Raw genomic sequence first — 12,612 nt, 5'->3', positions numbered from 1 at the left:
GGCCCCCGCTTCCCCAGCCTTCTTTTTTTCCCGACCCGTTTCCCGACGACCAAGGAGAGAGATCATGAACCGAACGTCGGCGCCCTGGCGCGCGGCGGCGGGAGGCTTCCCCCTGGCGGCCCTGGTCCTAAGCGCCTGCCTGGGCGGCCCCAACATCGGCGTCACGACACAAGCCCCCCAGGATCACCCCAGCCCGGACGGCCCCGCCTGTGTGGCCCGGGTCACCCTGACCACCCCCCGAACCAGGGCCTCGACCGCTTTGAGATCACGTTTGGATACTGGCGTGATGCGGCGGGCAAGGACCAACTCGCCGCCGTGACGGCCGAGCGGATCCCCCCGGGCGCCTCCCGCGAGATCGAAGGCACGCTGGCCCCGACCCCCTGCGCCGCACTGACCCTGATGCGCGACCCCGTTGTTACCCAGTGCCGCCAGGGCGACGACGACTGCCGGGGGGCCATCGTTCTCAACGGCGGGTCAGACTGACTCCTCCGTCGTTTGGTAGCGATTGATCAAGGGAAGCTGAAGCAGGCTGAAAACCAGGGTCAGCGGCATGATGCCCCAAACTTTAAACGCCACCCAGGTATCGGAATCGAAGGACCGCCACACCACCTCATTGAGAGCGGCGAGCACGACAAAAAAGAAGACCCAGCGCCAAGTCAGACGGCGCCATCCTTCATCGCTGAGGGCAAAGGCTGTGCCCAGCGCCAGCTTCAAAAACAAGCGCCCTGTGGCCAAGCCGGCCACCAAGAGGGTGGCAAACAGCAGATTGACCACGGTGGGTTTGATTTTGATGAACAGTTCGTCGCCCAGAAAGACGGTGAGGCCGCCGAAGATCACGACGAAAACCCCGCCGACCAGGGGCATCACCGGGACCTTACGCAAGACAAGCCACGAGAGAACAAGAGAGACCACCGTCGCCGCGACGAAGACGGCGGTGGCGGTGACGAGGGTCGTGGTGGCGTTGGCCACAAAAAACACGACCAAGGGCCCTGCTTCCAGGGCCAGTTTGGCGAGCTGGTTCATGGGGCCGTACTATACGGACTTTTGCCCGGTTGGGGAGACCCCCGGGTCCATCACGGGAGAGAAAACAGCATGAAAACGGTGCGCGCGCGCATTCAAGGGCGCGTTCAGGGGGTATGGTACCGGGGCTGGACGGTCAAGACGGCCACCGGCTTGGGGCTAGCGGGCTGGGTGCGAAACCGTACCGATGGCTCGGTCGAGGCGCTGTTCCACGGGCCCGACGCCCAGGTGGACGCCATGCTGGCCGCCTGCCGCCAGGGCCCCCCGGCCGCCCGCGTGGACGCGGTCAGCCAGGAAAGCGCGCCGCCGCCCGAAAGCAGCGGGTTTAGCCAGATGCCGACCCGCTAAAAAAAGCAAGGCTGGGGAGGCAGGCCTCCCCAGACCCCACTTTGCCTGGGATCATGCCTCGTTCTCGGGAACTCCCAAGGAACGAGGGGTCTGGGGAGGCCTGCCTCCCCAGCCTTTTCTTCGCCCTTACTTCAAGATATCGGCGGCGACGTCGTTCAAGGCGCGCTCGAAGCGGTCCATCATGTCATCAACCTCGGCCTCGGAGATGATCAGGGGCGGGCTGAAGGCGATGGCATCGGCGGCCATGGCGCGCAGAATCACCCCATGCTCCTGGGCGCGCTCGACAATGCGCGGCCCCACCGCCAGGGTCGGCTCAAACGAGGCGTGGCTCGCCTTGTCCTTGACCATTTCCAAGGCGCCGATCAGACCAATGCCCCGGGCATCGCCGACCAGCGGGTGGTCGGCCAGGGCACGCAGGCGAGCCTGGAGGCGGGCACCACTGCGCGCGACGTTGCTCAGAATGTCGCGCTCGTCATACAGGCGCAGGGTTTCCAGGGCGACGGCGGCCGACACCGGGTGGGCCGAGTAGGTGTAGCCGTGGCCGAAGGTGCCAATCTTGCCCGAGTTGGTGCGCAAGGCTTGGTAGACCTTCTCGTTGACCAGCACCGCCGAGATCGGCAGGTAGGCGCTCGACAAGGCCTTGGCACAGGTCAAAATGTCGGGCTTGAGGTCGTAGGTCTGGCTGCCCCAGTACTGGCCGGTGCGACCGAAGCCACAAATCACTTCATCGGCGACAAAGAGGATGTCGTATTTACGCAGCACCTCTTGGATATACTCAAAATAGCGGCCCGGCGGCAGGATCACCCCGCCCGCGCCCATGACCGGCTCGGCAAAGAAAGCGGCCACCGTCTCGGGGCCCTCGGCCAGAATCAGCTCTTCCAGCTCGCGGGCACGACGGCGGGCAAATTCGTCCTCGCTCTCGCCGGGCAGCCCCTCGCGATAATACTGGGGCGAGCCGGTATGAAGAATGCGGGCGATGGGCAGGTCAAAATCGCGATGATTGGCCGGCAGGCAGGTCAGGCTGGCCGAGGCCACGGTCACGCCGTGATACGCGCGCTGGCGGGCAATGACCTTTTTCTTTTCCGGCCGCCCCACGGCGTTATTGTAGTACCAAATCATCTTGAGCGCGGTGTCGTTGGCCTCGGACCCCGAGTTCGCGAAGAAAACGCGGGCCATAGGCACCGGCGCCCGCTCGATCAGGGCCTGGGACAGCTCGATCCCGGGCGCATGCGACTTGTGGCTGAACATATGAAAGAACGGCAACTCTTTCATCTGACGGGTTGCCGCTTCAACCAGGCGAGGCTCATTGAAGCCGAGCGAGGCGCACCACAGGCCGGCCATTCCCTCGATGTAATCCCGTCCCGTCTCGTCGAAGACACGCACGCCCTCGCCGCGCACGGCGATCAGGGGGCCTTTGGTCTCGTGGGCGACGAGATTGGTATAAGGATGCAACACATACGAGAGATCGGCATCGCGCAGGGTGTTGGAGGTCATGGACAGCTCCTTGGTTATGGGCTGGGGCACTTTAGCGCGGCCGCATGGCGGCGAAAAGGCACGGACCGCCGCTCCCTTCCAGTTCTGCGGGGTCTTTCCCCAGCTTTCCCCCTCTTTTCCAGCGGTCGATGAGTCCGTGCGGTCGCGGCGTGCGTTCTTCGCCCCTCCGCCCTGCACAAACGGTATTTGACACCCGAAAGGGAAAACCCTGTCTCTTGTCTGCCCTGGATAAAATTTGATCTATTTTCCGGGCCGACAGCAAAGAAAAGCAGACGTCGGCGGCGGGAGCCCCCCCAAGGCTTTTCCCGCGGGACCACGCCGCGCAACGATCCCTTTCCCGAGGAGCCTCACCATGAGCCGGCTGTGCGCCTTGATCTTGAGCTTTTTTGCCCTTTGTGGACCAGCCCTTGCCCAAGGCACTCCCACCGAGGAAGACGTGAAGACCCTTACCCTGCAGGCTGCGAATTACATTGCGACCAACGGCATTGACGCCGCCAGCGCCGCGTTCACGCAGGAGGGCCCGTTCAAGTATGGTGAAATTTACGTTAACGTCATTGACTTCAACGGCAATTGGGTGATCTATCCCCCCAAACCAGAAAACAAAGGAAAAAATGTCCTCAACTTCATCGACGAGGACGGCAAGAAACTGGGGCAGGAAATCCTGGATACCGGCAAGGCCGGTGAGGGATGGACAACCTATCGCTGGAAAAATCCGGCCACCAACTTGATCCAACCAAAAGTAACTTACGTCAAACGCGTGCCAAACCAGGAATACATCGCTTACGTCGGCATTTATAAGTAACAGAAAAGCCTCACGCCTCCTCTCTTACGGCCAAAGGGACGCACAAGAATGCCCGGACTTGACCTTGTTCGGAAGATACCGCTGTCCTTGCGGGTGGTAGCGGCGCCCCTGTTGGCCCTGGCGTTGGCGGGGATCATCCTTGTCTTGTCGTCGGTTCGCTCGGACGAGGCCCTGAGGGCCATTGATGCCTTGCATCAAACGGCCTCGGACCAGCGGGCCCGGGTGGGGGCTTTGCTGGCCACGACCTATCAGGTCCATTCCGAGGTTTCGCGCCACTTGGCCCTGGTGGACTCCGGCATGTCCGAGGCCCGGCTGGCTGACCTTCGCCGGGCCATTGCCACCCACCTCGACACCGTGCGCACCCAGATCCAGGCGCTCTCGGTCGAAGCGGCCGGCGAGACCTTGGCCGATGTCACCCGGCGGGTGGAGACCTATGCCCAGGCGGTGGCTCAGATGAACGAGATGGCCCAGTCGGATCGCCTGATCGCCATCCCGTTGATGACCCACGTGGAGGCCGAGTTCACCGAGTTGGCCCGGCGCATCGAGACCTTGCAAAGCGAGTTGGGGCAGGCCACCACCCAGGCCGTCCTGGCCCAGCGCACCGCCTCGCAAGACGCGCAAAGCCGGTTTCTGACCGGCGGTGCCTTGGTGCTGGCCCTGTTTGTCGGGCTGTCCGGGCTGGTGGCCGCAAGCATCACCGGACCGCTCGGGCGTTTGACCACAGCCATGCGGGCCATTGCCAGCGGTGCCCTGGAGACCCCCATTGAGGGCACCCAGGCTCGCGATGCCGTGGGGGCCATGGCTCGTGCCCTGGATGTCCTCAAGGCTTACACCGTCGAAGCCGCCGAGTTGCGCACCCGCCAACAGCAACTGCACGACGAGGCCGAAGCCGGCAAGCGCGAAGCCTTGGCGCGCATGGCGCACGCCATTGAAGCCGAAGCCGGCCTCGCGGTGGATCGCGTCGTCGGCCACTCCCACACCATGGCCAGCCGCGCCGCCGAAATGGAGGCGTCGGCCTCGCGGGTTCTGGACCGGGCCACCACGGTGGCCGGCACGTCAAGCCAATCCCTGGCCACCGCACGACGCATGGCAGAGGCAACCGAGACGCTGGCCGGCTCCCTCAGCGCCGTGGGCACCCAGGTCAGCCAAGCCGAAGGCATGATCCAAGACGCTGTGGGCGCCGCCGGTGACGCCCAGCAGACCATGGAACGCCTCGCCGACGCCGTGGCGCGCATTGGGGCCGTTGCTGATCTGATTGCCACCATCGCCGGACAGACCAACCTCCTGGCCCTGAATGCGACCATCGAGGCGGCACGCGCCGGGGCGGCAGGCAAGGGGTTTGCCGTGGTGGCGGGAGAGGTCAAAACCCTCGCGGCCCAGACGGCCCACTCCACCCAGGAAATCACACGGCAAATCGGCGAGATCCGCGCTGTCACCGCCACCACGGTGACCTCGGTTGACGCGGTACGGGCCGCCATTGCCGAGGTGGGCGCCATCAGTTCTGCAATTGCCTCGGCCATTGAGGCCCAACGAGAGGCCACCGATGCCATTGCCCGCCATGTTCATGAAAGCACCCAGGCAGCCGAGGCCGTCGCCACCCGGATCACGGAAGTCTCGGAGGAAGCCGCCGGGACGGGGTCCCGGGCTGGCGAGGTCCGCTCCGTGGCTCAGGATGTGGCGGTGAGCGTCGAGACACTGCGCCAGAGTGTGGTGGATGTCGTGCGCCAAGCCCTGACCAAGGTATCGTGAGAGACGCCCCGGGGGGAGCCTACCCCCTCCCCCTCTTGCCTTGCCCGGCTTCTACGTTGCAAACCGCCCCCGTGGGCCAACCTCAGGCCGCGTCCTCGTCCTTGGAGCGGTTGGAACTGACGTAGGCGATCGCCGCATGTTCAGCGCAATAGGGCTTCCCCGGCAACGACGGCTTGCCACAGAAATGAAAGCCGGGGTCGCGTGGATCTCCGATGGGCCAGCGACAGGTGTGGGCAGAGAGATCGACGACCGAGCGGATCTTAGCGTCGGGCTTCGCGTCCTTTTTGGTGCGCTTGATCGGCGAGGGGCGGCTTTTCAGCCCCAAACGATGAGCCTTGCCCACCACGGCGTTCTTGGAGACCCCAAGTTCCTTGCCGATCTCCCCGGTGGTCAGTCCGTCGGCCCATAGTTTCTTGAGTTGTTCGATATTATCGTCGTTCCACACCATGAGACCTCGTTTCCTTCCGCCCTGGACCCGCTCCCTGGACCCGCGCTCCTCTGGCTGCGCTCACCGGACGGCCGACGCGCCAACGGAGCACTGTAGCCCATTTTTCGGGAGTCCAGGCAAAAAAAAGGCCGCGCAAGCGGCGCGGCCCGAGTTTAGGGAGGAAACGTCCAAGAAAGCCAACATGGCCGCAAGGACCTGCGTACCCGCCATGTTGCGCTGCAAAATATCGCTCTCTTCGCCCAGGGTGTAAAGCGTTTTTTTGCGCTGCCGCAGAGAAAGGCAGAACGCCCCGTCTTGCGTCTCCCCGTCCCCTCCTCACGGAACCACTTTGCCCCAATGAACATGTGGTATAAGGGAAGGGAAAGGGTCCGAGCCATCGCCTGTCTGCTCTCCCCCGCCACGAAAGATCGTCGCATGCCGCTAATCCCCTGGTCGGACAAGATGAGCGTTGGCAACACCACCATCGACCACGACCACCAGAATCTGATACATCGCCTGAACATGCTTCACGAGATCCTGCGCGGTGTCCGCCCTCGAGGAGAGACAGGTGTCTTGTTGCGTGACCTGATCACATACACCGAGTATCACTTCACCACCGAAGAACAGATCATGCGCCTCGCCCGCTACCCTGCGGCGGACGCTCACGCCCAACTCCACGAGAGCCTCAAGCAACGGCTCGGCGAGTTTTATGCACAGTACGACCAAAACCCGGAAGACTTCGACCTGCTGGGGCTTTTTGATTTTGTCTCGGAATGGCTGATGCGCCACATCCTGCGCGAGGACAAAAAGCTGGGCAGTTTCCTCGCCAGCCAAAAACGCCCCTACGCCCCCCAGGAATGGAGGGGCCGTGGGGAGGTTCGCCTCCCCAGCCTTCCTGATTTCCTTCCCCAGTGAGATCCCTCCCTTGCCCCGCCGGCGTTTGGCGGTTGCGGGGAATCGGTGGTCTTCCTATGATGCCGCTCCCCGGACGGGGCGCACGGCAGCGCCGGTGTGGGCCCGTCTTCCCGCCTTCTCCCGACCGAAAGACGACTGGCTACCATGCTCGATGTCCTGCGCAGAGGATCCAAATCCTGGTTCGCCAAGGCCCTTCTGGGGCTTCTCGTGCTCAGCTTCGGCGTTTGGGGCATTGCCGACTATCTTGTGCGCGGCGGTGGCCCCGAGCCGGCGATCATCGTGGGCGGCCAGTCCTTCGACGCCGACGTGGTGCGCGAGCGCTTCACCGAAGACTTGGCGCGCCTGCGTCGCCAGGGCCTGGACCTGCGGCCCGAGCAGGCCTTGGCCTTCGGTCTCCTGGATCGCACCGTGCGCACCTTCGTCCAAGGCGCCGTCCTTGATGAAAGCGGCCAGCGTCTGCACCTCACCGTCACCGACGAGACCCTGCGCGGCCTGATTGCCAGCGACAAGCAATTCCAGGACTCCCAGGGACGCTTCGACCGCGAGCGCCTCAACCGCCTGCTGACCGCCAACGGTCTGACCGAAAAGCGCTACGTCGAATTGCGCCGGCGCGAAATGATCCGCGAGGCCTTGATCGGCCCGGTGCTTGAAGGCGCTGCCGTCCCGGCCGTGGGGGCCGACCTCCTGGCCGCCCATATCTCCCAGCGCCGCTCGGGCACCGTGGTGCGCGTGCCGCTCACGGCAGTCGCCGACCCGCCGGCCGAGCCCGCCGATCCGGCTGCCCTGGAGCCGGTCTACCAAAACGCCCTGGCCCGCTTCACCGTACCCGAAACCCGCACCGTTTCCCTGCTGTCCCTGACCACGGCGGCGGTGATCAAGGACATCACCGTGTCCGACGAGGCCGTCCAGGAGGCCTACGACCAGCGGGCCGACCAGTTTGCCCAGCCGGCGACCCGTGCCTTGACCCAAGGCCTGTTCCCCAGCGAGGAGGCGGCCCGCGCCGCCCTGGCCGAGGTTCGCGCCGGCCGCTCCCTGGAAGACGCCACCCGGGCCCAGACCGGCAAGGCCGCCGTCGCCCTGCCCGCCGTCACCCGCGACGGCCTGCCCGCCCCCTTGGGCGACGCGGTGTTTGCCCAACCGGTGGGCCAGGTGGGCGAGCCCGTCCAGGGACCGTTTGGCTGGCATTTGTTCCTGGTGAGCGAAGAAACCCCGGCCCACACCCGGGCGCTGACCGAGGTCAAGGACGAACTGCGCGCCGCCCTCGCCGAGGAACAGGCGCAAGATGCCCTTTATGGCCTCTCGACCCGCCTGGAAGACACCCTGGCCGGTGGAGCCAGCCTAGAAGAGGCGGCCGCCCAGGTCGGCGGCGTCGTGCACACCCTGACCCTGCGCCGCGACGGCAGCGACGCCGAAGGCAAACCGCAAGAGGGCTTGCCGCGCGCCAAGACCTTCCTCACCACGGTGTTTGGTCTGCAAAAAGGGCCAAGCCACCCCAGTGACCGAGGAGGAGCGCGGCTTTTTCGTCGCCCGCCTCGACACCCAGACCCCCGCCACCCCGCGCCCGCTGGCCGAGGTCAAGACCGACGTGCTGACCCTGTGGCGCCAGCAAGAGCGCCAGCGCGCCGCCGAAACCCTGGCCGATGACCTGCTCACCCGCGCCCGGGCCGGCGATGTCAGTCTGGAAGCCCTGGCCCGGCAAACCCCGGGCGTGACCCTGGAGCCCCTGGGCCCCGTCACCCGCTCGGGCCAGAGCGGGCTGGGCCCCGACGCCGCGGCGCAAGAGCCGGCGCCGCGCCCCTTGGTGACTGCCTTGTTCGACACCCAGCCCGGCGCCCTGGCCCGCGTGGCCCTCGACGACGGCGCCGCCGTGCTCAAGGTGGAAAAAGCCGAGGCACCGGCGGCGGATGTCGCCACCCGGGAGCGCGACGCCGTGGCCCAGGCCTTGCGCCAGTCGGTCGCCGACGACCTGCTCAACGGATTCACCGATGCCCTCGCCGCCCAGGTCGGGGTCACGGTCAACCAGGGAGTCTTGAACGACGCCCTTCAGCCCGTTCGTTGATTTCCCTCACGCGGGAGCCCTTTCATGCCCATCGCCCTGCCCGGCCTCGACCAGAGTTTCGCCACCCTGTATGACGCCGGAACCCCGCAGGTGGTCTGGACCCATCTGGTGGCCGACCTGGAGACGCCCGTGTCGGCCATGCTCAAGCTGGCCGACTCCCAACCGTATTCCTTCCTGCTCGATTCGGTCGAGGGGGGAGCGATTCGCGGGCGGTATTCCTTCATTGGTCTCAAGCCAGACATCCTTTGGCGGGCCTGGGGCAACAAGGCGGAAATCAACCGCAAGGCGCGCCACGACCTGATGGCCTTCGAGCCTGATGGCGAGACCCTGGACTCCTTGCGCCGACTGGAGCACGAAAGCCGCATCGACTTGCCGCCCGGCCTGCCGCCGATGGCGGCCCTGGTCGCCGGCTATCTTGGCTATGATGCCGTGCGCTTGGCCGAGCCCACGGTGCCCGACGCCAATCCCGACCCCATCGGCGTGCCCGATGGCGTGTTCATGCGCCCCACCTTGATGGCCATTTTCGATAACGTCGCCCACCGCATCACCTTGGTGACACCGGTCCGTCCCCAGGCCGGGGTCAGTGCGGCGGCGGCCCACGAGGCGGCCCAGGTCCGGCTGGCCGACGCGGTGGCCGACCTTCAGCGCACCTTGCCCTATCGCCGCGAGGGGGCCCGCACCCTGGGCCCCTCGCCCACGCCGGTGCCGGCCATGACCCCCGAGGCCTATGGCGCCATGGTTGAAGCGGCCAAGGAGTACATCCTGGCCGGCGACATCTTTCAGGTGGTCTTGTCCCAGCGCATGACCATCCCCTTCCGGCTGCCGCCCTTTGCCCTGTACCGCAGCCTGCGCCGCACCAATCCCTCGCCGTTCATGTTCTATATCGACCTTGGCGATTTTCATCTGGTGGGGGCGAGCCCGGAAATTTTGGTGCGCCTGCGCGATGGCGAGGTCACCATCCGGCCCATTGCCGGCACCCGGCCACGCGGCAAGACCCCGGAGGAGGACAAGGCCCTGGCCGCCGACCTTCTGGCCGATCCCAAGGAACTGTCCGAACACCTCATGCTGCTGGATCTCGGCCGTAACGACGTCGGCCGGGTGGCCGAAATCGGCTCGGTCAAGGTACGTGACGACGAAAAAATGTACGTGGAGTACTACAGCCACGTCATGCACGTGGTCTCCAACGTCACCGGCCGCCTCGCCGCGCCCTACGACGCCGTCGATGCCCTGCTGGCCGGTTTCCCGGCCGGCACGGTCTCGGGAGCGCCCAAGGTGCGGGCGATGGAAATCATCGACGAACTGGAGCCCCTGCGCCGCGGCTTCTATGCCGGCTGCGTCGGATACTTCGCCGCCAACGGCTCCATGGACTCGTGTATTTCCCTGCGCACCTGCTTGGTCAAGGACGGCCAGATGCACGTCCAGGCCGGCGCCGGCATCGTCGCCGACAGTGTGCCCGAACGCGAGCACCAGGAGTGCATGAACAAGGCCATGGCCCTGATCCGGGCCGCCGAGGACGCCGTGCGCGAAGCCCTCTAACAGACCAAGGGGTCTGGGGAGGCCGCGCCTCCCCAGTCTTTTTTCTTCGACAGATCACGCCGCCAACAAAATTTCGGCCCGGGGAAACACCACCCGAAACGTGCTGCCCTGCCCAACCAGGGACTCCACGCTGACCCGCCCCCCATGGGTTTCCATGATTTTCTTGCACACCGCCAAGCCGATCCCGGTGCCCTCCGGCTGATCGCGGGGAACGAGGCGCTTGAAGATTTCGAACACCCGGTCAAAGTACTGAGCCTCGATGCCAATGCCGTTGTCGCGCACCCAGATTTCCCAGCCCTCGGGATGCTCGGCGCCCCCGATTTCCACCCGGCACGGACGCTCAGGGATCCGATATTTGAGGGCATTGCCGATCAGGTTTTGGAACAGACGCACCAAATCGGTGTACGCTCCCCGAACCTGGGGTAAGCCCGGGGCCACAGAGATCTCGGCGCCCGCCTCGTTGATGGCGACTTGAAGATTGATCAGGCTTTCGGCCACCACCTCGGCCAGCGGCACCACGGCGAGGTGCTGGCCATCCCGGCCAATACGGGAATAGAGCAAAAGATCGCCGATCATCCGATCCATGCGCTTGGCGCCATCAATGGCAAAGGCAAAATACTCGGCCAACTCGCCTTGCAAGGCATCGCCCATCCGGTGGCGGATGAGGCCGAGATAGCAACTGATCATGCGCATGGGTTCGCGGAGATCATGCGAGGTCACGTAGGCGAACTTTTCCAATTCTTCGTTAGCCCGGGCCAGCTTGTCGTGGGCGGCGCGCAGTTGCGCCTCGCTTTCCTTGGTGGCGGTGATGTCCAGGCACGAGCCAATATACCCTAAAAAGCTCCCCCGCCCGTCAAAGCGGGGTACGCCGTGGTCAAGCAACCAGTGATCGGTGCCGTCGTGGTGGTGAAGGCGGTATTCCATGAGAAACTCCCGCCGGGCCGCAAACGAGGTTTGATAGATCTCCAGGCATTGGGCGAGATCGTCGGGATGGACGCCTTCGGCCCAGCCGTTGCCGTACTCCTGCTCCAGGCTCCGCCCGGTAAAATCCAGCCAGACCTTGTTGAAGTAGTAGCAGAGGCCATCCAGGCCCGACATCCAGACCAACACCGAGGTGTTGTTGGCAAGAGCGTGAAACTTTTCCTCGCTTTCACGCAGGGCCGATTGGGTTTCTTTGTGCTCGGAAATATCCTGGACGGTCATGTAGAGGGTCAGAGGTTCCGGCGCCGCCCGATCCGCCTTCACGCTCACCAAAACGGGCAGCAAGCTGCCGTCACGGCACAAAAAGCGTTTTTCCAGATGGTAGCCGTTGGACAAGCCCGCCTTGATCCGCTCCTGAGCCTCCAGTTCGACCACCAGATCCTCGGGGGGCGTCAGGGCTGTCCAGTCCAGTGTTTCAAGAAGGTCGCGCGGATACTTCAGCATGTCGGCAAGCGGCTGGTTGACTTGGCTCCAGCGTCCCCCGCCTGGGGTCATCATGGCAATGCCCAGGAACGGCAGGTCAAAAAACCGCCTGAGCTGCGCGTCGCGATCGGGTTGAATGGGGTCCGACATGCTGTCTCCCTCCCCGTCGGGGGCGCTTCCGGCACGAAGCGCTCGCCTCCTCTTTCGCCTATCATAGACTAAGATCTGTGTTTTTGGAAAGAAAAAGGAGAATTGGTCCAAGGAAAATCGTGCAATGAGGGTAAATCTTGGACATAACCCGCTTGGTCGGGCTCGTGCTCCAGGGCAGGACATCCAAGGAAGGCTGGGGAGGCGCGGCCTCCCCAGACCCCTCGATTCCTTGGGGAAAAAGGCGGGTTAGAGCCAGCGGCGGGTTTGTTGGGTGTAGGCGGCGAACGCCTCGGGGAAGCGCTCACGCAGCACCGCCTCCTCGACGCGAATGTTCAGGCGCTCCACCAAAACCACGAACACCGGCACGACCAGCACCGGCATGACGGTGCCCAGCAGCACGGCAAAGCCGGCCAACCCCACGCTCAGGCCCAGATACATGGGGTTGCGGGTCCAGCGAAACGGGCCATCGGCCACCAGACAAGAGGGCGTCTGCCGGGGGCGAACCGGCGTGCCCCGGCGCATGACATGGCGCGCCGCCGTGATCGACAAGGTGGCGCCGGCCAGCATAATCACCAAGCCCAGCGCACGCGCCGGCCCACTTAGCCACACCGGGCCGGGTAGGATCAGCGCCAAGCCGGCCATGGTCAGGGCACTGGCGGCGAACAAGGCGGGAGGCAAGGACAACTTGGCAAGCATCGCACGATCTCC

At 64.9% G+C, this 12,612-nt stretch carries 14 protein-coding genes; 9 read left to right on the top strand and 5 right to left on the bottom strand.

Annotated features, from left to right (window positions below; genetic code table 11):
- Positions 1–64 precede the first annotated feature (64 nt).
- A complete protein-coding gene (locus RSPPHO_RS06855; protein ID WP_041794684.1) occupies positions 65–319 on the top strand; it encodes a hypothetical protein in 255 nt (84 codons plus the stop codon).
- On the top strand, positions 316–483 hold the full coding sequence (locus RSPPHO_RS19755) for a hypothetical protein (protein WP_014414540.1): 168 nt from the start codon (positions 316–318) through the stop codon (positions 481–483). The genes RSPPHO_RS06855 and RSPPHO_RS19755 overlap by 4 nt, the downstream gene beginning before the upstream one ends.
- Here RSPPHO_RS19755 and RSPPHO_RS06850 read toward each other — a convergent pair.
- Positions 475–1,023, bottom strand: a complete 549-nt coding sequence (locus RSPPHO_RS06850) for a septation protein A (protein ID WP_014414539.1) — start codon at positions 1,021–1,023, stop codon at positions 475–477. The two genes, RSPPHO_RS19755 and RSPPHO_RS06850, sit on opposite strands and share 9 nt — an antisense overlap.
- 69 nt (positions 1,024–1,092) lie before the next feature.
- Between RSPPHO_RS06850 and RSPPHO_RS06845 the strand changes: the two genes are divergently transcribed.
- Positions 1,093–1,368 (top strand): acylphosphatase, encoded by a 276-nt coding sequence (locus tag RSPPHO_RS06845; protein ID WP_041794683.1) that lies wholly within the window; start codon positions 1,093–1,095, stop codon positions 1,366–1,368.
- 126 nt (positions 1,369–1,494) lie between these two features.
- On the opposite strand, the gene RSPPHO_RS06840 is transcribed toward RSPPHO_RS06845, so the two are convergent.
- Positions 1,495–2,862: an aspartate aminotransferase family protein gene (locus RSPPHO_RS06840; RefSeq protein ID WP_041794682.1), complete on the bottom strand. Its 1,368-nt coding sequence runs from the start codon at positions 2,860–2,862 to the stop codon at positions 1,495–1,497.
- Positions 2,863–3,214: 352 nt separating this feature from the next.
- Between RSPPHO_RS06840 and RSPPHO_RS06835 the strand changes: the two genes are divergently transcribed.
- On the top strand, positions 3,215–3,664 hold the full coding sequence (locus RSPPHO_RS06835; RefSeq protein WP_157879119.1) for a cache domain-containing protein: 450 nt from the start codon (positions 3,215–3,217) through the stop codon (positions 3,662–3,664).
- Positions 3,665–3,712: 48 nt separating this feature from the next.
- Positions 3,713–5,413 (top strand): methyl-accepting chemotaxis protein, encoded by a 1,701-nt coding sequence (locus RSPPHO_RS17675; protein WP_014414535.1) that lies wholly within the window; start codon positions 3,713–3,715, stop codon positions 5,411–5,413.
- 82 nt (positions 5,414–5,495) lie between these two features.
- On the opposite strand, the gene RSPPHO_RS06825 is transcribed toward RSPPHO_RS17675, so the two are convergent.
- Entirely contained in the window at positions 5,496–5,861 is a 366-nt protein-coding gene (locus RSPPHO_RS06825) for a GcrA family cell cycle regulator (RefSeq protein ID WP_014414534.1), read from the bottom strand.
- 414 nt (positions 5,862–6,275) lie between these two features.
- On the opposite strand from RSPPHO_RS06825, the gene RSPPHO_RS06820 reads away from it, so the two are divergent.
- From RSPPHO_RS06820 to trpE, 4 genes are all read left to right on the top strand, one after another.
- Entirely contained in the window at positions 6,276–6,755 is a 480-nt protein-coding gene (locus tag RSPPHO_RS06820; protein ID WP_051013737.1) for a bacteriohemerythrin, read from the top strand.
- A gap of 144 nt (positions 6,756–6,899) precedes the next feature.
- The gene (locus tag RSPPHO_RS06815) at positions 6,900–8,399 is read left to right on the top strand and encodes a peptidylprolyl isomerase (protein ID WP_242390589.1); all 1,500 of its coding nucleotides are present in this window, start codon (positions 6,900–6,902) and stop codon (positions 8,397–8,399) included.
- Entirely contained in the window at positions 8,341–8,814 is a 474-nt protein-coding gene (locus tag RSPPHO_RS20935) for a hypothetical protein (protein ID WP_081581671.1), read from the top strand. Before RSPPHO_RS06815 ends, RSPPHO_RS20935 begins: the two co-directional genes overlap by 59 nt.
- Positions 8,815–8,838: 24 nt before the next feature.
- Positions 8,839–10,350 (top strand): anthranilate synthase component I, encoded by a 1,512-nt coding sequence (gene trpE / locus RSPPHO_RS06810; RefSeq protein WP_014414530.1) that lies wholly within the window; start codon positions 8,839–8,841, stop codon positions 10,348–10,350.
- 54 nt (positions 10,351–10,404) lie between these two features.
- Here trpE and RSPPHO_RS06805 read toward each other — a convergent pair whose 3' ends face one another.
- Together RSPPHO_RS06805 and RSPPHO_RS06800 are read right to left on the bottom strand one after the other, a co-directional pair.
- Positions 10,405–11,904, bottom strand: a complete 1,500-nt coding sequence (locus RSPPHO_RS06805) for a sensor histidine kinase (RefSeq protein ID WP_051013736.1) — start codon at positions 11,902–11,904, stop codon at positions 10,405–10,407.
- Between the two features lie 246 nt (positions 11,905–12,150).
- A complete protein-coding gene (locus tag RSPPHO_RS06800) occupies positions 12,151–12,600 on the bottom strand; it encodes a methyltransferase family protein (protein WP_041794681.1) in 450 nt (149 codons plus the stop codon).
- Between the last annotated feature and the right edge of the window lie 12 nt (positions 12,601–12,612).

This window comes from Pararhodospirillum photometricum DSM 122 (assembly GCF_000284415.1).
GTDB classification, from domain to species: Bacteria; Pseudomonadota; Alphaproteobacteria; order Rhodospirillales; family Rhodospirillaceae; genus Pararhodospirillum; species Pararhodospirillum photometricum.
This window is presented reverse-complemented; position numbering and strand designations above follow the sequence as displayed.

Bases quoted from the DNA above. Each gene is read 5' to 3' on its own strand.
- RSPPHO_RS06855 (WP_041794684.1), top strand. From the start codon at position 65: ATGAACCGAACGTCGGCGCCCTGGCGCGCGGCGGCGGGAGGCTTCCCC.
- RSPPHO_RS06850 (WP_014414539.1), bottom strand. From the start codon at position 1,023: ATGAACCAGCTCGCCAAACTGGCCCTGGAAGCAGGGCCCTTGGTCGTG.
- RSPPHO_RS06845 (WP_041794683.1), top strand. From the start codon at position 1,093: ATGAAAACGGTGCGCGCGCGCATTCAAGGGCGCGTTCAGGGGGTATGG.
- RSPPHO_RS06840 (WP_041794682.1), bottom strand. From the start codon at position 2,862: ATGACCTCCAACACCCTGCGCGATGCCGATCTCTCGTATGTGTTGCAT.
- RSPPHO_RS06835 (WP_157879119.1), top strand. From the start codon at position 3,215: ATGAGCCGGCTGTGCGCCTTGATCTTGAGCTTTTTTGCCCTTTGTGGA.
- RSPPHO_RS17675 (WP_014414535.1), top strand. From the start codon at position 3,713: ATGCCCGGACTTGACCTTGTTCGGAAGATACCGCTGTCCTTGCGGGTG.
- RSPPHO_RS06825 (WP_014414534.1), bottom strand. From the start codon at position 5,861: ATGGTGTGGAACGACGATAATATCGAACAACTCAAGAAACTATGGGCC.
- RSPPHO_RS06820 (WP_051013737.1), top strand. From the start codon at position 6,276: ATGCCGCTAATCCCCTGGTCGGACAAGATGAGCGTTGGCAACACCACC.
- RSPPHO_RS06815 (WP_242390589.1), top strand. From the start codon at position 6,900: ATGCTCGATGTCCTGCGCAGAGGATCCAAATCCTGGTTCGCCAAGGCC.
- trpE (WP_014414530.1), top strand. From the start codon at position 8,839: ATGCCCATCGCCCTGCCCGGCCTCGACCAGAGTTTCGCCACCCTGTAT.
- RSPPHO_RS06805 (WP_051013736.1), bottom strand. From the start codon at position 11,904: ATGTCGGACCCCATTCAACCCGATCGCGACGCGCAGCTCAGGCGGTTT.
- RSPPHO_RS06800 (WP_041794681.1), bottom strand. From the start codon at position 12,600: ATGCTTGCCAAGTTGTCCTTGCCTCCCGCCTTGTTCGCCGCCAGTGCC.